The 19,670-nt window shown below is 72.4% G+C and carries 11 protein-coding genes; 9 read left to right on the top strand and 2 right to left on the bottom strand.

All coding sequences use genetic code 11. The annotated features are described in order from the left end of the window. Positions 1 to 19 precede the first annotated feature (19 nt). The 3 genes from ACYVMZ_RS26150 (at position 20) to ACYVMZ_RS26140 (ending at position 5,608) form a co-directional block, all read left to right on the top strand. Positions 20 to 2,209 carry an ATP-binding protein gene (locus ACYVMZ_RS26150; RefSeq protein WP_461083727.1) on the top strand — a complete coding sequence of 730 codons (2,190 nt, stop codon included), beginning with the start codon at positions 20 to 22 and terminating at the stop codon, positions 2,207 to 2,209. A 126-nt stretch (positions 2,210 to 2,335) separates the two neighbouring features. After that, complete coding sequence (locus ACYVMZ_RS26145) at positions 2,336 to 4,003, top strand: PucR family transcriptional regulator (RefSeq protein WP_461083725.1); 1,668 nt, start codon at positions 2,336 to 2,338, stop codon at positions 4,001 to 4,003. 159 nt (positions 4,004 to 4,162) lie between these two features. Continuing rightward, entirely contained in the window at positions 4,163 to 5,608 is a 1,446-nt protein-coding gene (locus tag ACYVMZ_RS26140) for an aldehyde dehydrogenase family protein (RefSeq protein WP_461083860.1), read from the top strand. Between the two features lie 83 nt (positions 5,609 to 5,691). Here the strand turns inward: ACYVMZ_RS26140 and ACYVMZ_RS26135 are convergent, their stop codons facing one another. Then, on the bottom strand, positions 5,692 to 6,066 hold the full coding sequence (locus tag ACYVMZ_RS26135) for a lasso peptide biosynthesis B2 protein (RefSeq protein ID WP_461083858.1): 375 nt from the start codon (positions 6,064 to 6,066) through the stop codon (positions 5,692 to 5,694). A 156-nt stretch (positions 6,067 to 6,222) separates the two neighbouring features. Continuing rightward, positions 6,223 to 9,042 carry a glycoside hydrolase family 3 C-terminal domain-containing protein gene (locus ACYVMZ_RS26130; protein ID WP_461083723.1) on the bottom strand — a complete coding sequence of 940 codons (2,820 nt, stop codon included), beginning with the start codon at positions 9,040 to 9,042 and terminating at the stop codon, positions 6,223 to 6,225. A 372-nt stretch (positions 9,043 to 9,414) separates the two neighbouring features. On the opposite strand from ACYVMZ_RS26130, the gene ACYVMZ_RS26125 reads away from it, so the two are divergent. The 6 genes from ACYVMZ_RS26125 to ACYVMZ_RS26100 all read left to right on the top strand — a co-directional run bounded on the left by ACYVMZ_RS26125 (position 9,415) and on the right by ACYVMZ_RS26100 (position 19,645). After that, a complete protein-coding gene (locus ACYVMZ_RS26125) occupies positions 9,415 to 11,106 on the top strand; it encodes an extracellular solute-binding protein (RefSeq protein ID WP_461083721.1) in 1,692 nt (563 codons plus the stop codon). Between the two features lie 27 nt (positions 11,107 to 11,133). Beyond that, entirely contained in the window at positions 11,134 to 12,165 is a 1,032-nt protein-coding gene (locus ACYVMZ_RS26120) for an ABC transporter permease (protein ID WP_461083719.1), read from the top strand. A gap of 5 nt (positions 12,166 to 12,170) precedes the next feature. Beyond that, positions 12,171 to 13,124: a carbohydrate ABC transporter permease gene (locus ACYVMZ_RS26115; protein ID WP_461083856.1), complete on the top strand. Its 954-nt coding sequence runs from the start codon at positions 12,171 to 12,173 to the stop codon at positions 13,122 to 13,124. Positions 13,125 to 13,254: 130 nt separating this feature from the next. Next, positions 13,255 to 15,468, top strand: coding sequence for a WD40/YVTN/BNR-like repeat-containing protein (locus ACYVMZ_RS26110; RefSeq protein ID WP_461083717.1), 2,214 nt, complete (start codon positions 13,255 to 13,257; stop codon positions 15,466 to 15,468). Continuing rightward, positions 15,468 to 17,447 (top strand): beta-galactosidase, encoded by a 1,980-nt coding sequence (locus tag ACYVMZ_RS26105; RefSeq protein ID WP_461083715.1) that lies wholly within the window; start codon positions 15,468 to 15,470, stop codon positions 17,445 to 17,447. Before ACYVMZ_RS26110 ends, ACYVMZ_RS26105 begins: the two co-directional genes overlap by 1 nt. Continuing rightward, positions 17,444 to 19,645 (top strand): glycosyl hydrolase family 95 catalytic domain-containing protein, encoded by a 2,202-nt coding sequence (locus ACYVMZ_RS26100; RefSeq protein WP_461083713.1) that lies wholly within the window; start codon positions 17,444 to 17,446, stop codon positions 19,643 to 19,645. Before ACYVMZ_RS26105 ends, ACYVMZ_RS26100 begins: the two co-directional genes overlap by 4 nt. The last annotated feature ends 25 nt before the right edge of the window (positions 19,646 to 19,670 follow it).

The raw sequence follows: 19,670 nt of genomic DNA, 5'->3' as shown, positions 1-19,670 counted from the left end.
TGGTCAGGGGGCAAGGGCGATGGACAGCGACGGGACGCGGGACGCGCGGGGTACGCATGCGAATCCTGTGCCGCGCCCGGCGGGGCCGCCGGAGCACTCAGCGGTACCGCCGGAGCATTCCGCCGGACTGCCCGACCACTCCGCGGCGCCGCCGCGGCCCTCGGCACCACCGCCGCTGCCCTCGGCGCCGCCGGGGGCGCCGCCCCTGCCGGACGGCTCGGCGTTCCTGGCGTGGCTGCGGGCTCCCCGGCCGGAGGCGCCGCCCGGTGTGTGGCGGTTCGCGCACCGGCCGCGCCCGGAGGAGGAGCCGGAGCGCATTCCGGGGCGGCAGCTGCTGAGCGGGGCGCTGATCGCGTTCCTGGTGGGCTGGCTGATCTGGTCGCTGCTGTGGAACGGCTATCTCGGCGGCTGGTGGGTGCTGCCCCTGGAACTGTTCACGCCGGACTCCTGGCGCGAGGGCAACGACCGCGTCGGCAACGCGATCCTCTGGTACAGCTACTACACGCTGATCGCCCTCGCCATCATGCTCGCCGTGGGCCGCCTCGGCCGCTGGGGCGAGGTCTGGCGCCGCTACGGCCCGCCCGCCTGGCGCCGCGCCGCCCCCGGGAACGAGCCCGCGCCCGCCCCGGACCAGGACCCCGCCGCGTGGCCGCAGCTGCGCGCCGCCGGCGCCCCCGACGCCGCCGACCGGCTCGCCGCCGAGGCCCGCGCAGGGCTGATGCGCGACGTCGACTACGCCCGGATCGCCCGCGCCTGGCAGGGCGTGCGCAGCGGACGGCACAGCCTCGCCACGTTCACCGGCGCCGTGCTCACCGAGGGCGCCGCCGCCTGCCTGCACCCCTCCGGCGCCCGCGACCTGCCCGCCCGGCAGGCCCGGCACGACCTGGCCACCGGGCAGGTCCGGCTCGGCACGACCGCCGACGACCCCCGCAACCCGTACGCCTACCGCGGCGCCGGCCTCGGCCTCGGCCCCGAGCTGCTCGGCACCTCCCTGCTCGCCGTCGGACCGGCCGGCTCCGGCAAGACCGGCCGCGTCATCAGGCCGCTCGCCGAGTCGCTGTGCCTGCACGCGCTCGCCGGGCGGGCCGCCGTCGTCGTGGTCGGCGCGGCGGGCGCGGGGCTCGGCCCGGCCGACGCGTACGACGTCGTCGTACGGATCGGGAACCCGGACTCGGTGTACGACCTCGATCTGTACGGCGGGACGACCGACCCCGACGAGGCCGCGGCCGTGCTCGCCGAGGCGCTGGTCGGGGACCTCGCCGATCCGCATCCGGGGAGCGACAGCCGCCGGTCCACGACCGTCCTCGCCCAGTTGCTCGGGCCGTTCCGGGCGGTCCACGGACGCTTCCCCTCCGTGCCCGAGCTGCGGCAGCTGCTGGACGGGGCGCCCGGGCCGCTGGACGCGCTGCGCCAGGGACTGCACGAGTCCGGGCAGGAGTCTCTGCTGCGCGAACTCGACGCGCGGGAGCGGCAGATGGGGCGTCCGGGCGATGTGAGCGGGGTGCTCGCGGACCGTGTCGCGCTGCTCGACCGGCCCGCCTTCGCCGGGTTCTTCGACACCTCCGGCGCCTCGCGGCCCTTCTCTCTCAAAGCCCTCGATCACCCGGTGCGGGTGTGCATCGACCTGCCCGAGCGCGGGCACGCCGACGCCTCACGGATGCTGGCGAGGCTGGTGCTCGCGCAGTTCACGGCGAGCGTCGCGGTGCGCGAGGACCGCTCCCTGTTCGCCTGCCTGGTCCTGGACGACGCCACGGGTGTGGTGACCCCCGAGGCCGTGCGCGGCATCCAGCGGCTGCGGTCCGCCAACGCGGGCGTCGTCATGACCCTGCGCACGCTCGACGACGTGCCGCGTCCCCTGCGCGGGCCGCTGCTCGGCGCCACCGGATGCCGCATGGCGCTGTCCGGGCTCACCCCGTGGGACGGGCAGGACTTCGCCGAGGTGTGGGGCAAGGAGTGGACCGAGGCCCGCGACGTCACCGACCGGCAGATCATCGCCGAGACCCCGGCCGGCAAGGCCGTGCACATGCTCCGCCGGGTGATCACCGGCAAGGCACCGACCGCGCGGGCGGTGACCGTACGGCAGGTCGAACGCGAGCGGTGGTCCGCCTCCGAGCTCGCGCACGCGGTGCCGCCGGGGCACGCGGTGCTGTCGCTGACGAATGTGCAGGGCGAGCACGCGCCGCCCCTGCTGGTGGACCTTCGGGAGTGACCCGCTGAGCGGGGATTGCGGGCGCGCGGGGACCATACAGTGAGGCAGAATCAACACAGGCCGTTCATACGTCACGGCCAAAAGATCACAAAGATCACACAGTCCTGACGCAGACCTGAAGGCCTCATGCCCCCGACGCTCGCCTCGCTCGTCCACCACTCCGCGCTCAAACTGACCGTGCGCGCGGGCGAGGACCGCCTCGACGTGCCGGTCCGCTGGGCACACGTCAGCGAGCTCGCCGACCCCGTGCCGTACATGGAGGGCGGCGAGCTGCTGCTGATCACCGCCCTCAAGCTGGACGCGGAGGACCCGGAGGCCATGCGCCGCTATGTGCGGCGGCTGGTCGGCGCCGGGGTCGTCGGGCTCGGGTTCGCCGTCGGCGTCAACTACGACGAGATCCCCAAGGCCCTCGTCGACGCGGCCGAGGAGGAGGGCCTGCCGCTGCTGGAGGTGCCGCGCCGCACGCCCTTCCTCGCCATCAGCAAGGCCGTGTCCGCCGCGATCGCCGCCGACCAGTACCGGGCCGTGACGGCGGGCTTCGCGGCGCAGCGCGAGCTGACCAAGCAGGCGCTGACCGACGGGCCGGAGGGGCTGCTGGCCGCGCTGGCCGCGCAGGTCGACGGGTGGGCGGCGCTGTACGACGCCTCGGGCGCCGTCGTCGCCACGGCACCGGAGTGGGCGGGCCGGCGCGCCGCGCGGCTCACGGCGGACGTACAGCGGCTGCGGGAGCGGCCCGCGCCCGCCTCCTCGGTGGTGGGCGGGCCGGAGAACGAGGACCGGGTCGAGCTGCACACCATCGGCACCGGCCGCCGCCCGCGAGCCGCCCTCGCCGTCGGCACGGCCGCCGCCCTCGGCACCGCCGAGCGGTACGCCGTCCACTCGGCCATCGCCCTGCTGACGCTGACGACGGAACGCTCCCGGTCGCTGCAGGCGGCCGAGCAGCGGATCGGCGCGGCGGTGCTGCGCATGCTGCTCGCCGGGGAGCCCGACCACGCCCGCGCGGTCGCCGGGGACCTGTACGGCGGGCTGCTGGACGCTCCCTTCCGGATGCTCGTCGCCGAGTCCGTCGCGGTGTCGGCCGCGCGGGCCCAGGTCGACGCGCACACACGCGCGCCCGTGACCAAGCCCTCGTCGGCGGCCGCGCTCGCCGCCGCCGACACGAACGGGGACCCCCTCGGGGCCCTCGCCGACGTCGTGGAGTCCGCGGCGGCCCGGGCGGGCGAGGCGGTGCTCGTCGTGCCGGAGGGGGAGCGGCTGGTGGTGCTGGCCGCGGACGGGGGTGCGGCCGTCGCGGCCTGCGGCGACTACGCGGCGGCGCTGGAGGCGGCGCGGACCGGCACCGTGCCGGAGCAGGCCGTGGGCGGTGACCACGAACTCGTCGTCGGGCTGTCGGCCCCGGCCGGACCGATCGCCGCTGCCGCCGCGTACAAGCAGGCCGATCAGGCGCTGTCCGTGGCGCGGCGGCGGGGCCGGGTACTGGTGGAACACGAGCAGCTGGCCGCCGGATCGGTGCTGCCGCTGCTGGCGGACGACGCGGTGCGGGCCTTCGCCGACGGGCTGCTGCGGGCGCTGTACGAGCATGACGCGACGGGGCGGGGGGATCTCGTCGCCTCGTTGCGGGCGTGGTTGTCGCGGCACGGCCAGTGGGACGCCGCGGCGGCCGACCTCGGAGTACACCGGCACACCCTGCGGTACCGCATGCGGCGGGTCGAGGAGATCCTCGGGCGCTCGCTGGACGATCCGGACGTGCGGATGGAGCTGTGGCTGGCGCTGAAGGCGACCTCCGCCGACTAGGGCCCTTCGTCTACGCCAAACCGGAGTGTCCCCATCCCCCTCCACTCCACCCTGGCCAAACGTCCCTCGTCCGCCCCCGCCCTACCGTGGACCCAGCAAGCCAAGCAACCACCCTCAACGCGGAAGGGCCGGGACTCGCACATGCCCCAAGAACAGAATGTGGGGGCCACCCACGCCTTCTGGCTGGCCGGCCGCCAGGTCACCGGCGAGGACAGCTTCGACGTCACCTCCCCGTGGGACGGCCGTCTCGTCGGCAAGGTCAGTGTGCCGACGGACGCGCAGGTCGAGGAGGCCGTGGCCGCCGCGTACGCCGTACGGGACGAGTTCGCCGCCACCCCGGCGCACGTGCGCGCCGCCGCCCTCGACCACGTCAGCCGGCGTCTCGTCGAGCGCACCGAGGAGATCGCCCGGCTGATCTCCGCCGAGAACGGCAAGCCGATCAAGTGGGCCCGCGGTGAGGTCGGCCGGGCCGTGTCCGTGTTCCGGTTCGCGGCCGAGGAGGCGCGGCGGTTCAACGGCGGCGAGGCGCAGCGGCTCGACACCGACCTCGGCGGTCAGGGGCGGCTCGCCCTCACCCGGCGCTTCCCCAAGGGCGTCGTCCTCGGCATCGCGCCCTTCAACTTCCCGCTCAACCTGTGCGCCCACAAGGTCGCCCCGGCCATCGCCGCCGGCGCGCCCATCATCCTGAAGCCCGCCCCGGCCACCCCGCTGTCCGGGCTGGTCATCGGTGAGCTGCTCGCCGAGACCGAGCTCCCGGCGGGCTCGTGGAGCATCCTGCCGGTCCCCAACGACCGTATGCCCGCCCTTGTCCAGGACGAGCGGCTGCCGGTCATCTCCTTCACCGGCTCCGAGCAGGTCGGCTACGCGATCATGGACTCGGTGCCGCGCAAGCACTGCACCCTCGAGCTGGGGGGCAATGGCGCGGCGGTGGTGCTCGCCGACTGGGTGAGCGACGAGGACCTGGACTGGGCCGCGAACCGCATCGCGACCTTCTCCAACTACCAGGGCGGCCAGTCCTGCATCTCCGTGCAGCGCGTGATCGCCGACGCCTCCGTGTACGACCGGCTGCTGCCGCGCATCGTCGCCGCCGTCGAGGCCCAGGTCACCGGTGACCCGAACGACGACGCCACCGACGTCGGCCCGCTGATCAGCGAGGACGCCGCCCAGCGTGTCGAGGCGTGGGTGAACGAGGCAGTCGAGGCCGGGGCCACCCTCCTCACCGGCGGCAAGCGCGACGGCGCCTCCTACGCGCCGACCGTCCTGACCGACGTACCCGCCGACGTCACGATCTCCTGCGAGGAGGTCTTCGGCCCGGTCCTCACCGTGCAGAAGGTGGACGGCGAGTCCGAGGCCTTCGCCGCCGTCAACGACTCCAAGTACGGCCTCCAGGCGGGCGTCTTCACCCACGACCTCCAGGTCGCCTTCCGCGCCCACCGCGCCCTCGAGGTCGGCGGCGTTGTCATCGGCGACGTCCCCTCCTACCGCGCCGACCAGATGCCGTACGGCGGCGCCAAGCAGTCGGGCGTCGGCCGCGAGGGCGTCCGGTTCGCGATGGACGACTACACCTACGAGCGCGTCCTGGTCCTCACCGGCCTGGCTCTCTGACACCGCCCACCGTCCAACGGCCGGAGCCCGCTGTGCGGGGGCTCCGGCCGTTGTCCTCCGCGCGCCGGGGTACGGCCGGACGCTCAGTCCTTCGCCGGGATGCTGATGATCGTGCGGTACGTGACGGTGTCCTGCGGCTCCCCCACGCGCCGCCCCTCGGCCTCCACCCAGGCATGCGCGGCGAACGGCGGCATACGCACCCCCGAGCACCACGTCGGCCAGCTGCCGCGCATGCGGCACAACAGGGCGGTCGCCAGTGAGCGTTGCAGGCAGAAGCGGCCGGCGCACAGGGTGCTGACGGCTGTGACGTCCTGCCGTGCCCGCAGGGCCTGCGCGTAGTCGGCGGGCCGGGCGCCGCGGCGTACGGCGTTGAGCACGGCGCGGATACGGCGGGGTGGGAGGCGGGCGACGAGGAGCGCGGCGGCGACCGCCGTACGGGCGGCCAGACGGCGCCGCAGCGGGTCAGCGCGAGCAGGAAATGCGCCCCCCCATGGCTAATGGGAACCATTTTCATATATGCTCGGGGCCGGTGACGCGAGCTCGCGTCCCGAAAGGGCCCGGCACCGATGCCTTCCGGTGCCGGGCCCCTCCTTTGGCCGGCTTCGTCCGGACCCTCAACCGGAGAAGCCGACGTGCGCGAGCCGCAGCGGGCCGCGCAGCCTCAGGTGCACGTCGTGCACGCCCTCGGCGGCGATCGCGGCGCCGAGGGTGGTGTAGTCGTACGGTCCGGAACCGTCCGCCGTGAGCACCGCCAGTGCCGGGCCCCCGTCGAGGGACAGTTCGAGCACGCCCTCGCCCGCCACCTCGGCGGACAGCTGGGTGACCCCGGTCCCGAAGTCGCAGTTCCGGAAGAGCAGTTCGCCCGTCGTGCCGGGCACGGGCGTCACCGCGTCGCCCGACACCTTCGTACGGTCGACGATCTGTGTGCCGCTCTGCTCGTCGAAGTCGGCCGCGTCCAGGCCGCGTGCGACGACCGGGCGGGGCCCGCCCGGCTCCCCGTCGAGCGTGACGGTCGTCCGCAGGCGGATGTCCTCGCTGGAGGCGCCGGCCAGCAGCTCGTACGGGCCCGGCTCCAGGCGCCACCGGCCCTGTGCCACGTCCCAGAACTCGAAGGCGGCCAGGGGGAGTTCGAAGGTCAGCTCGGCCTGCTCGCCGGGGGCGAGGGTCACGCGGCGGTGGGCCGCCAGCTCGCGGCGCGGGCGCGGGACCGACGGGTCCACGGCGCGCGAGTAGAGCTGGGCGACCTCGTCGGCGGTGCGGTCGCCGGTGTTGGTGACCGTGAAGGAGACGCGGACCGTCCCGTCCTCGACGCGGGCCGCGAGGTCGCCGTACGAGAAGAACACGTACGACAGGCCGCGCCCGAAGGGGAACAGCGGGATGCCCTCGAAGTACAGGTACGTCTGCCGGCCGCCGATCACGTCGTAGTCGAGCAGGTCGGGCAGGTCGGCGTCGTCCTCGTACCAGGTCTGCGGGAGACGGCCGGCGGGGGAGACGTCACCGGCCAGCACCCGGGCCAGGGCGGTGCCCGCGGCCTGGCCGCCGTGCGCGGTCCACAGCACCGCCGGGAGGGCCGCGGTGTCGACCGCGTACGGATAGGCGGAGGTCAGCGTCAGCACCGTGCGCGGGTTCGCCGCGCGGGCGGCGCGCAGCAGCCGCTCCTGGTGGCCGGGCAGCCGCAGCGTCGTACGGTCCTCGGTCTCGCGGCCGTTGATGTGCGGGTCGTTGCCCGCGACCACCACGACCACGTCGGCCTGCGCGGCGGCGCGCGTCACCGCGTCCTCGCCGCGCTCGACGACGACCAGCTCGAAGACCTCGGGACGCTCCGCGGCAACCTTCACGCCGTCGGCGGCGACAGTGACGTGGCGACCTGTCCCCACGTGCCTGAGGAGGTGACCGTGCTCGTGCGGTTCGAGGCGGAACGTCTCCTGGACGATCCAGCCGCCGGGCTGGTCGGCGGAGGCGCGCACGTAGCCGTCCTCGGCGACCGAGAGGTAGCGGCCGTCGGGCGCGCGCAGGGTCAGGACGCCCTCGCCCCAGTCGACGAGCGCGAGTTCGGTGCCCCGCGCGTCGGTGGTGAGCGGGGGCAGGTCGGTGCGGCCGGCGAGCAGGGCCGGGTCGAGGGCGCCCTCGGCGCCGCGTGCCTCGTCGGGGGTGTCCTCGACGGCAGGCACGTGGAGAAACGTACCCGCGGACGTCTTCAGCAGCACCCGGTCCGCGCCCTCCGCGAACTCCACGCGCTCGGCGCCGAACCGCTCGTAGAGGCCCTCCAGCGGCGTCGAGCGGTGGATCAGCGTGCCGCTGTACCAGTCGAGCTTGCACTCGTCGGCGAGCAGCCCGACCACGGCCAGGCGCGTGTCGGGGGCGAGGGGGAGGAGACCGTCGTTCTTCAGCAGGACGATCGCCTGCTCGGCGGCCTCCTGCGCCAGCGCCCGGTGCTCCGGCGTGTCGAAGGCACCCGCCTCCTCGTACCCGTCGAACTCGCCGAGGCGGAAGCGGACGGAGAGCTGGCGGCGGACGGCGGTGTCGAGGTCGGCCTCGGTCAGCAGGCCCCGGTCGAGGGCCCCCCGGATGCGTGCGGTGATGATCGAGGAGTCCGTGCCGTGGTCGGTGAAGCTGTCCACGCCCGCCTGGAGCGAGGCCGCGGTCGCCTCCTCGTGGGTGTCGTAGTAGTGCTCGGAGTCCACCAGGTTGCTGGGCGCGCCCGCGTCCGAGCAGACCAGCAGGTCCTCGTCGGTCCAGGCGCGCAGGTGCTCGCGCAGGTACGGGGAGACGTGGTTGGGGCGGCCGTTGACCAGGTTGTACGCCGGCATCACCCCGGCCACCGCGCCCGCCTCGACGGTCTCGCGGAACGCGCGCAGGTCGTACTCGTGCAGCACGCGCGGGCGGACGGAGGACGAGGACGTGGACCGGTCCGTCTCGTTGTTGTGCGCGAGCCAGTGCTTGAGGACGGGGGCCGTGCGCCAGTACGTCGGGTGGTCGCCGCGCAGGCCACGGGTGTACGCGGTGGCGATGGCCGAGGTCAGCTTCGGGTCCTCCGAGTAGCCCTCCTCGTTGCGGCCCCACAGCGGGTGGCGCAGCAGGTTCACGGTCGGCGACCAGACGTTGAGGCCGACCCGCTCGTCGCGGGCACGCATCGCCCGGGCCTCCTTGGACACCGCCTCGCCGATCCGGCGTACGAGGTCCTCGTTCCAGGTCGCGCCGAGGCCGACCGCCTGCGGGAACACGGTTGCCGGGCCCATCCACGCCACGCCGTGCAGCGCCTCCTGGCCGGTGCGGAAGGCGGCGATGCTGAGGCGCTCGACGGCGGGCGCGAACTGGTGCAGGAACCCGATCTTCTCGTCGAGGGTGAGCCGCGACATCAGGTCGTCGATGCGCTTCGCGAACGGCAGGTGCGGATCGCGGAAAGGCGGCGTAGGCGGCGTGTGTGCGGTCACGTGGGGTTCCCCTTGGAATGGAGCGGCGAGGCGCTTTCGAAGCGCTTCGATGCTCATTCGACGAGTGGTCAGGTGTCAAGACATCCCGCCGACACAACTCCGGCCTCTCACGGACATTCCAAGCGGCATAAGAGAGAGGTCGCGATCGGGCACACCCCGCAGGAAACTTGGAAGCGACCCTTGTGCGCCCCTGGGTGTTCACTTAACCTCGCAGCAACATCGAAGCGCTTCGACTGCGAGGCCCGCCGCCGGGCGGCGTGCGGACCTCGGCAGATCCGCCGGAAGAACTTCAGCTCAGCCAGTTCCACTCGAGACACCGCAGCCGACGGCTTTTCCGCCGGGTGTCCTGGTGCGCCATGAAGGGTTGACGCAATGACGCCGAACGCCGCCTCCACCTCCTCCGGGCCGAGCCGGAGAAGCTTCCTCGCCTCCACGGCGGTCGCCACCGCAGCGGTGGCCGGAGGGATGCCGCTGCTCGCCGCCTGCGGCGGTTCGGACAGCGGCTCGCGTGAGGGCACGACGTCGGGCAAGGACGCGAAGAAGGTCCTGCCGACGTACGTCGCCAGCAACGTGGTCAAGCCGGACATCCCGTCCAAGAACGGTTCGGCCATCGGCTTCACCAGCAAGCTGGACCTCTCCACACTGAAGACCTCGGTCCCGAAGAAGCTCGGCAAGGGCGGCAAGGTCACCATCATGGCGCCGTTCTGGGGCTCGCCGCCCAAGCAGAACAACGCCTACTACACGGCGATGAACGACCTGATCGGCGTCGACGTCGTCTGGCAGAACCAGGACGGGAACACCTACGACCAGAAGCTCGGCGCGGTCCTCGCCTCCAGTGACGTCCCCGACGTGGTGGTGGTCCCCGGCTGGAACATGGGCGGCAAGATACCCAGCGCCATCATCAGCAAGTTCGCCGACCTCGGCCCCTACCTGTCCGGGGACAAGGTCAAGGAGTACCCGAACCTCGCGGCGATCCCGACCGACGCCTGGCAGCGCTCCATCTTCGGCGGCAAGCTGCGGGGCTTGCCGATGCCGCAGTCGTCCGCCCCCTCCATGGTGCCCCTGTACCGGCAGGACATCTTCGAGAAGGAGGGCTACGAAGTCCCGAAGTCGTGCGACGAGTTCATGGCACTGGCCAAGGAGATCACCAACGCCAAGGCCAAGCGGTGGGCCTGCCTGGACATGAAGTGGACCGCCTTCCAGGCCTTCGGCGTGCTCTCGGGCGCCGAGAAGCCGCTCGGCTGGAACCTCGTCGACGGCAAGCTCATCAACCGCATCGAGACCGAGGAGTTCCTCGAGGCGCTGGAGTGGTCCCGCAAGCTCTTCGCCGCCGGGGTCGTCCACCCCGACTCCATGATGGGCAAGAACGCCCCCGACCCGGGCCCCAAGTTCGCGGCGGGCGAGTTCCTGATCTACCCCAACAACATCTCCCAGTGGTGGGGCCGCACCGCCGAACAGGCCACCCAAAACCCGGAGTTCAAGATCTGGGGCATGGACATCTGGGGCCACGACGGCGGCAACCCCACCCTGTGGGCCGAACAGCCCGCCGGCATCTTCGCCTTCGTCAACAAGAAGGCCTCCGAGTCGGTCATCCGAGACGTGCTGGCCGTCGCCAACGTCACGGCGGCGCCGTACGGCACCAAGGAGTACATGATGACCAACTACGGCGTCGAGGGCACCCACTACACCGTCAAGGACGGCGTCCCCGTGAAGACCGACCAAGGCAACAACCAGGTGATGAACGCCTACGTCATGGTCGCGAGCCCCGCCGCGACCCTCGCGCACCCCGACTTCCCCGAGGTCGCCAAGGGCCAGGTCGAGTGGCAGCAGCGGATGGGCGCCTTCGCCAAGAAGTCCTCCTTCTGGGGCATGCAGATCACCGAGCCCGCCCGGTACACCAACCTCGCCAACGACTTCGAGCAGCTCGAGGACGACATCGTCCGGGGCCGCAAGAAGATCAGCGACATGCAGCAGGCCGTCGCCGAGTGGAGGAGCAAGGGCGGCGACAAGCTACGCGACTGGTACAAGAAGATCCTCGACGAGAACGGCTCGGCGGCGAGCTGACCAGGCTCTGAGGCAAGGAGAACAGCCGTGTCCCACAGCACGGTGCCTCGGAGCAGCGCCGAGGCCGGAACCGAGAAGACACCGGTGGCGTCCGGTGACGCCACCGGTTCCCGGGAGAAGCCACTTGCGGGCAAGCTGAGCCTTGGGCACAGGTTTCGACGCGACCGCGTCCTGATCCTCATGACGTTGCCGGCCGTCCTGCTGGTGCTGGTCTTCAACTACCTGCCCATCCTCGGCAACGTCGTCGCCTTCCAGGACTACGACCCCTACATCAGCGACAACGGCATCGTCTCGATTCTGAACAGCCCCTTCGTGGGCCTGGAGAACTTCCAGCGCATCTTCGAGGACTCGGCTTTCTGGAATGCCGTCGAGAACACGCTGGTGCTGTTCTTCGTCCAGCTCGTGCTGTTCTTCCCGATCCCGATCCTGCTGGCGCTGCTCATCAACAGCGTGGTCCGGCCCCGGGTGCGGGCCGTCGCGCAGGCGGTTCTCTACTTGCCGCACTTCTTCTCGTGGGTGCTGGTCATCGCCGTCTTCCAGCAGATGTTCGGCGGCGCGGGGATGCTCTCCCAGCTGCTGCGGCAGAACGGGTACGACGGCATCGACATCATGACCAACCCGGACACCTTCCCCTTCCTCCTCACCGCGCAGAGCGTGTGGAAGGACGCCGGGTGGGGGATCATCGTCTTCCTCGCCGCCCTGGCGTCGGTCAGCCCGGACCTGTACGAGGCCGCCGCGATGGACGGCGCCGGACGCTGGCGCCGCATGTGGCACGTCACGCTTCCCGCCCTGCGCCCGGTGATCGCCCTCCTCCTCGTGCTGCGCGTCGGCGACGCCCTGACCGTCGGGTTCGAGCAGATCCTGCTGCAACGTGACGGCGTCGGACCGGGCGCGGGGGAGGTCCTCGACACCTTCGTGTGGTGGAACGGCGTGCGCAACCAGGACTTCAGCTACGCGGCCGCCGCCGGTCTGATCAAGGGCGTGGTCAGCATCGGCCTGGTCCTCGCCGCGAACAAGGTGGCCCATCTCATGGGCGAGCAGGGGGTGTACAAGAAATGACGTCCATGATGCTGGAGCCGCACCCGGACACCGAACCGGCTCCGCAGCAGAAGGCCCCCCGCTGGTGGCAGGCCCCGCCTCGCCCGGCGTGGGAGGAGAAGCCCTCGAAGGCCGGTCTCGCGGGCAAGGGCATCGCCTTGTCGTTCGCCTGCCTGGCGATCCTCTTCCCGCTGTGGATCGTTGTCGTCACCAGCCTCTCCTCGCGGAAGACCATCGACGAGGCGGGCGGCCTGGTGCTGGTGCCCAAAGGCATCACCTTCATCGCCTACAAGGAACTGCTCAGTGGCGGCCAGGTCACCCGCGCCACGATCATCAGCGTCCTCGTCACCCTGGTCGGCACGCTGTTCTCGATGACGGTGTCCGTCCTGTGCGCCTACGGCCTGTCCCGCAGCGGGTCCCTCGGTCACCGCTGGATCCTGATGACCCTGCTGGCGACCATGTTCTTCAGCGCCGGCCTCATCCCCACCTACCTGCTGGTGCAGTCCCTCGGCCTGACGGACACCTATCTCGCGCTGATCCTGCCGAGCGCGGTGAGCGTCTTCAACATCCTGGTGCTGCGCGGCTTCTTCATGGGGGTCTCGCAGGAACTCATCGACAGCGCGCGCATCGACGGCGCCGGGGACCTACGCATCCTCTGGCAGATCGTCATGCCGCTGTCGCGTGCGGTGCTCGCCGTGATCACGCTGTTCTACGCCGTCGGCTACTGGAGCGCCTGGTTCAACGCGTCGATCTACCTGAACGACCAGGACATGATGCCGCTGCAGAACGTCATGATCCAGCTCGTGCAGAAGCAGGAGGCCCCGGTCGGGCTGGGCCAGGCCATCAAGACCGGGCAGTTGTCGGGGCTGGCGGTGCAGATGGCGGTCATGGTGATGGCTCTGCTGCCGGTTGCCGTGCTGTCGCCCTTCGTCCAGAAGCACTTCAGGAAGGGCATGCTCACGGGCGCGGTCAAGGGCTGACCCGCCCACCGCCCGGCCCCTGATCCCGCCGCGGCCGACCTGCTCCTGTCCAGCGGTCGGCCGCGGCGGCCCCAAGCCTCTCCCTCCGCCTTCTCCGGGATCCCCCGAGCCGCACAGAACGAGGTATGTCATGCCCACGTCCCCCCTCAGCAGGCGAACCGTCCTGGCCGGGACCGCGGCCGCCGCCGCGCTCACCACCGTTCCCTTCCTCCCCGGGCGCGCGCGGGCCGCCGAAGGCGCGGCACAGGCCCCGGCCTACCGCTGGCGCAACGTCGTCATCGGCGGCACCGGATTCATCACCGGCGTGCTGTTCCACCCCTCGGTCCGCGGCCTCGCCTACGCCCGGACCGACATCGGCGGCGCCTACCGCTGGGAGGACCGCCTCGGCCGCTGGACCCCGCTGACCGACCATCTCGGCTGGGACGACTGGAACCTGCTCGGGGTCGAGGCGATGGCCGTCGACCCCGCCCACCCGAACCGGCTCTACCTCGCCCTCGGCACCTACACCCAGTCCTGGGCGGGCAACGGTGCCGTGCTGCGGTCCGAGGACCGTGGCGCCACCTGGCAGCGCACCGACCTCACCGTGAAGCTCGGCGCCAACGAGGACGGCCGGGGCACGGGCGAGCGGCTGCTCGTCGACCCGCGCGACAGCGACACGCTGTGGCTGGGCACCCGGCACGACGGGCTGCTCAAGTCGACCGACCGGGGCGCCACGTGGAAGGCGGTGAGCTTCCCGGCCACCCCGAGCGCGACCGGCCAGGGCATCACCCTCCTCGTCGCCGCCGGCCGGGCCGTGTACGCCGGCTGGGGCGACTCCGACGGCACCTCCGCGAACCTCTACCGAACCACCGACGGCACCACCTGGCAGGCCGTCCCCGGCCGGCCCTCCGGCACCGCCGCCAAGGTGCCGATCCGCGCCGCGTACGACCGGTACACCCGCGAGCTGTACGTGACGTACGCCAACGCGCCCGGGCCCAACGGCCAGTCCGACGGCAGCGTGCACAAGCTGCGCACCACGGACGGCAAGTGGACCGAGGTCACGCCCGTGAAGCCGGGCGGCACCACCGCCGACGGGTCCGCCGACACCTTCGGCTACGGCGGTGTCGCCGTCGACGCCCGCCGCCCGGGCACGCTCGTGGTCTCCACCAACAACCGCTGGGCGGCCGTCGACACCGTGTTCCGCTCCACCGACGGCGGCCGCACCTGGACGTCGCTGAAGGACACGGCCGTCTTCGACGTCTCCGAGACCCCGTACCTCAACTGGGGCGGCGACAAGCCCAAGTTCGGCTGGTGGATCCAGGCGCTCGCGCTCGACCCGTACGACTCCCGGCACGTCGTCTACGGCACCGGCGCGACCCTCTACGGCACCCGGGACCTGAGGAACTGGGCCCCGCAGATCCGCGGCCTGGAGGAGACCTCCGTGCGCCAGCTGATCTCGCCGCCGGCCGGCGAGGCGCACCTGATCAGCGGACTCGGGGACATCGGCGTCATGTACCACGAGCGGCTCACGGCGTCCCCGTCGCGCGGCATGGCGACCAACCCGGTGTTCGGGACGGCGACGGGCCTCGCGCAGGCCGCGGACAGGCCGTCGTACGTCGTCCGCAGCGGCTGGGGCGACCACGGCAACGGCGCCGGCTCGAACGACGGAGGCCGGACCTGGACGCCCTTCAAGACCCAGCCCGACATCGCCAAGAGCGCACCGGGGCCGATCGCCACCAACGCCGACGGCAGTGTGCTGCTGTGGTCCTTCGTGCACTGGGACGGCACCAAGTACGCCGCCCACCGCTCGGCGGACAACGGCGCTACCTGGTCCGAGGTCGCCTCCTTCCCGAAGGGCGCCACACCGGTCGCCGACCCGGCCGACCCGACGCGCTTCTACGCGTACGACACCGACACGGGAACGCTCTTCGCCAGCACTGACGGTGGCCTCACCTTCACCGCCCGGGCGACCGGGCTGCCCTCCGGGGACAGCCAGTTCAAGCTGGTCGCGGCGCCGGGCCGATCCGGCGATCTGTGGCTGAGCGTCAAATGGAACGGCCTGTACCGCTCCACCGACGGCGGCGCGGCCTTCACCAAGATCACCAGCTGCAGGGCCTCGCACTGCCTCGGCTTCGGCAAGGCCGCCGACGGCGCCTCCTACCCGGCGGTCTACCAGGTCGGCTCGACGCAGGACATCACCGCCGTCTACCGCTCCGACGACGAGGCGAAGACCTGGGTGCGGATCAACGACGACCAGCACCAGTGGGGCTGGATCGGCGAGACGATCACCGGTGACCCGCGCGTGTACGGCCGCGTGTACCTCGCCACCAACGGGCGCGGCATCCAGTACGGGGAGCCCGTCTGATGCCACTGCTGAGCGACGCCACCCGGGGCCGCGTCCTCTACGGCGGCGACTACAACCCCGAGCAGTGGCCCGAGGAGGTCTGGCACGAGGACGTCCGCCTGATGAAGGACGCCGGCGTCAACTCCGTCACCCTCGGTGTCTTCTCCTGGTCGAAGCTCGAACCCGAGCCGGGCGCCAGGGAGTTCGGCTGGCTGGACACGCTGATGGACCTGATGCACGACCACGGCATCGGCGTCGTCCTGGCCACCCCCACCTCCGCACCGCCCCCCTGGATGGGCCGGCTGCACCCCGACACCCTGCCCCGCACCGAGGACGGCCGCACCGAGTGGTGGGGCGGCCGCCAGCACTTCTCGCACTCCAGCGCCACCTACCGCCGCTACGCCGCCGCCATCACCGAGGACCTGGCCGCCCGCTACGGCGGCCACCCGGCCCTGACGATGTGGCACATCAACAACGAGTACTGCACCTTCGACTACGGCGACGAGGCGGCGGCCGCCTTCCGCCGCTGGCTGCGGGAGAGGTACGGCACGCTCGACGCCCTCAACACCGCCTGGGGCACCGCCTTCTGGAGCCAGGGCTACGACACCTGGGACGGCATCCTGCCGCCCCGCCTGCCCCACTACATGCGCAACCCCGCCCAGGTCCTGGACTTCCGGCGCTTCACCTCGGACATGCTCCTGGAGTGCTACGTCGCCGAGCGCGACATCGTGCGCCGCCACACCCCGCACCTTGCGGTCACCACCAACTTCATGCCGCTGTGGATCGGGCAGGACGCCTGGCGGTGGGTGCAGGAGGAGGACGTCGTCTCCGTCGACCTCTATCCCGACCCCCGTGACCCTCTCGGCGCGCAACAGGGCGCCCTCGTTCAGGACATGACCCGCTCCCAGGCGCGCGGCCCCTGGATGCTCATGGAGCAGGCGGCCGGACCGGTCAACTGGCGGGGCGTGAACCACCCCAAGCCGCGCGGCCTGAACCGCCTGTGGTCCCTGCAGGCGGTGGCCCGGGGCGCCGACGCGATCTGCTACTTCCAGTGGCGCCAGTCCCGGCAGGGCGCCGAGAAGTTCCACTCCGGCATGGTCAGCCACGCGGGGGAACAGGGCCGTACCTACCAGGAGGTCAAGCAGCTCGGCGCGGACCTGGCCCGACTGAGCCCCCACGTGACGGGCCGGCACAGCACGGCCGACGTCGCCGTCCTGCACGACTGGCACGCCTGGTGGGCCGGCGCCCAGGACGGCCGGCTGTCCACCGAGGTCGACCACCCGGACGTCCTGCGCGCCTGGCACCGCGCCCTGTGGCAGGCCCACCTCACCACCGACTTCGCCCACCCCGAGCACGACCTGTCCGCGTACCGGCTGGTCGTCGTGCCGCAGCTGTACCTGCTCACCGAGGCGGCGATCGAGAACCTCCTCACGTACGTACGGCAGGGCGGCACCCTCGTCTCCGGCTTCCTCACCGGTGTCGCCGACGAGGACGACCGGGTGCGGCCCGGCGGTATGGACGCCCGCCTGCGCGCGGCGTTCGGCATCCGCACGCTGCACGAGTGGTGGCCGCTGGACGCGGGGGAGACCGTCGAGTGCGAGGGACCCCGAGGGGGTTTTCGCGGCACCCTGTGGTCGGAGGAGCTCGAGACCGACGGCACCGAGGACGAGACGATCCCGTACAAGGGCGGTGAACTGGACGGACTGCCCGCCGTCCTGCGCAAGGACCGCGCCTGGTACGTCTCCACCCTCCCCGAGCCGGAGGCGCTGCGCGAGCTGCTCGCCCGGATCGCCGCCGACGCCGGTGTGCGCCCGGTACTCGCCGGCCTCCCGGACCAGGTCGAGGCCGTCCGGCGCGGTGACCTGCTGTTCCTGCTCAATCACGGGCGCGAGCCGGTGACCGTCGACGTCCCCGGTACGCACCGCGACCTGCTGGCGGAGACGGCCGTCACGGACCGGGTCACCCTCGGCCGCTACGGGGTGGCGGTGCTGCGGCCATGACCAAAGGACCCGCCCACGGCACCTGGGAGCCGCGCCCGGCCGCCCGCTGGGAGGACGCCTTCCTGAGCGGCAACGGCCACCACGGCACCCTTGTGTTCGGTGATCCGAACGCCGACCGTGTCATTGTCACGCACCACACGCTCGTCCGGCCCAACGGCTCCGAACACGCCCGGCCGCCTCAGCTCGCCGCCGAACTCCCGGCCCTCCAGGACCGGTTGCTCGACGGTGACCCGACCGCCGCCGAGGGCTTCACCGACGGCCGCCCGACGCTGTGGGTGCAGCCCTTCCACCCCGCCTTCCAGATCCGGCTGCACCGGCCCTCCGGCGACCCACGCGACTACCGCCGGTCCGTCGACTTCACCACAGGAGTCGTGCAGGCGGCCTGCGCGGGCTGGACCAGCCGCGTCTTCGTCTCCCGCGCCGACGACGTGATCGTCCAGCACGTCACCGGCCCGGGCCTCACCCTCGACGTCGCCCTGGACCACCGGCTCCCCGGCGCCCCCGCCGGGCTGGCCGTCGGGCACGGCGCCGTCCTCACCCCCGAGGGCGCCCTGCTGAGCCTGCGCGCCCGCTACCCGGGCAGCGACCGCGCGTACACCGGGGTCACCCTGGCCGCCGTCACGGGCGGCACGGCGACGCTCGCGCCCCCGGGCGTGCACATCGAGCAGGCCCGGTCCCTGCTGCTCCTCACCCGGGTGCGGCGGCACACCGGCGAACTGGACGTGGTCGGGGAGGGCCGCGCCCTGCGCGACCTGCTGGACGGCACCTCGTACGACGACCTCCTCGACCGCCACCTCGCCCTGCACCGCACCGCCTACCGGCGCGTCACCCTCGACCTCGCCGCCGACCCGGACGAACGCGCCCTGCCCGGCTCGGAGCTGCTCAAGCGGACGCGCAGCGCCGCCCTGCTGGAGCGGCTCTTCGCGGCCGGCCGGTACCACCTGCTGTCCGCGAGCGGCCTCAATCCGCCCCGCCTGACCGGGCTGTGGACCGGCGACTGGAACACCGCATGGTCCGGCGCGTTCACCACCAACGCCAACCTCAACCTCCAGAGCGCGTCCGCGGCCGCCGCCGCGCTCCCCGAAGTGACGGAGTCGCTCGCGTCGTTGATCGACCGCCAGCTTCCGGATTGGCGTGACAACGCCCGCGCCATCTTCGGCGCCCGTGGTGTCGTCGCCCCCACGCACACCGACGGCGAGTCCGGACTCACGTACCACTTCGCCCGCGAATACCCCCAGCACCTGTGGACCGCCGGCGCCGACTGGCTGCTCAAGCCGCTCGTCGACCACGACGACACACGCGGCGAACGCGATCCGCGCACCGCCGCCGCGCTGGCCGAAGTCGCCCTGTTCTACGAGGACTTCCTCACCCGCACCGACGCCGACGGCCACCTCGTCGTCGTCCCCTCCTACTCGCCCGAGAACCGGCCGGCGAACGCCGGCTGGGGCACCATCAACGCGGCGATGGACCTCTCGGCGGCCCGCCACGCCCTGCGTACGGCGGCCGAGTACCACCCGGACACCCCGGACGCCGACCGCTGGCGCGCCCTCGCCGACCGCCTCCCACCCCACCGGATCAACCAGGACGGAGCTCTGGCGGAGTGGGCCTGGCCCGGCCTGGAGGATTCCTACGACCACCGGCACCTCAGCCACCTCTACGGCGTCTGGCCGCTGGACGAGATCACCCCCTACGACACCCCCGAGCTCGCCGCCGCCGCCCACCGCGCCCTCGAACTGCGCGGCGCCGAGAACGACTCCGCGCACGGCCACCTCCACCACGCCCTCGTCGCGGCCCGGCTCAGGGACGGCGACCGCGTCGCCCACGCCCTCGGGCAGGTCCTCGACGGCGACTTCTTCCACGCCTCCCTGATGAGCGCGCACTACCCGAACCGCGACGTCTACAACGCCGACGCCGCCCACACCCTGCCCGCCGTGCTGATCGAGACGCTCGTGCAGTCGACCCCGGACCGGCCGGTCCTGCTGCCCGCGCTGCCGACGGCGTACCGGCAGGGCCGGCTGCGGGGTGTGCGGACGCGGTTCGGGGCCGAACTCGACCTCACCTGGGGCCCGGACGGCGAAGTGACCGCCGTCCTGCTCCCCGGCCGCACGCTCCGCATCGAACTCAGGACTTCCTCCGGCGCCGAACCCCTCGACCTGGTCGCCGGAGAAGACCACGTCCTCACCCTGAGGGCGTGGTGACTCCCCCGCAATTCCCCCCACCCAT

Source organism: Streptomyces deserti (genome assembly GCF_054782695.1).
This window is presented reverse-complemented; position numbering and strand designations above follow the sequence as displayed.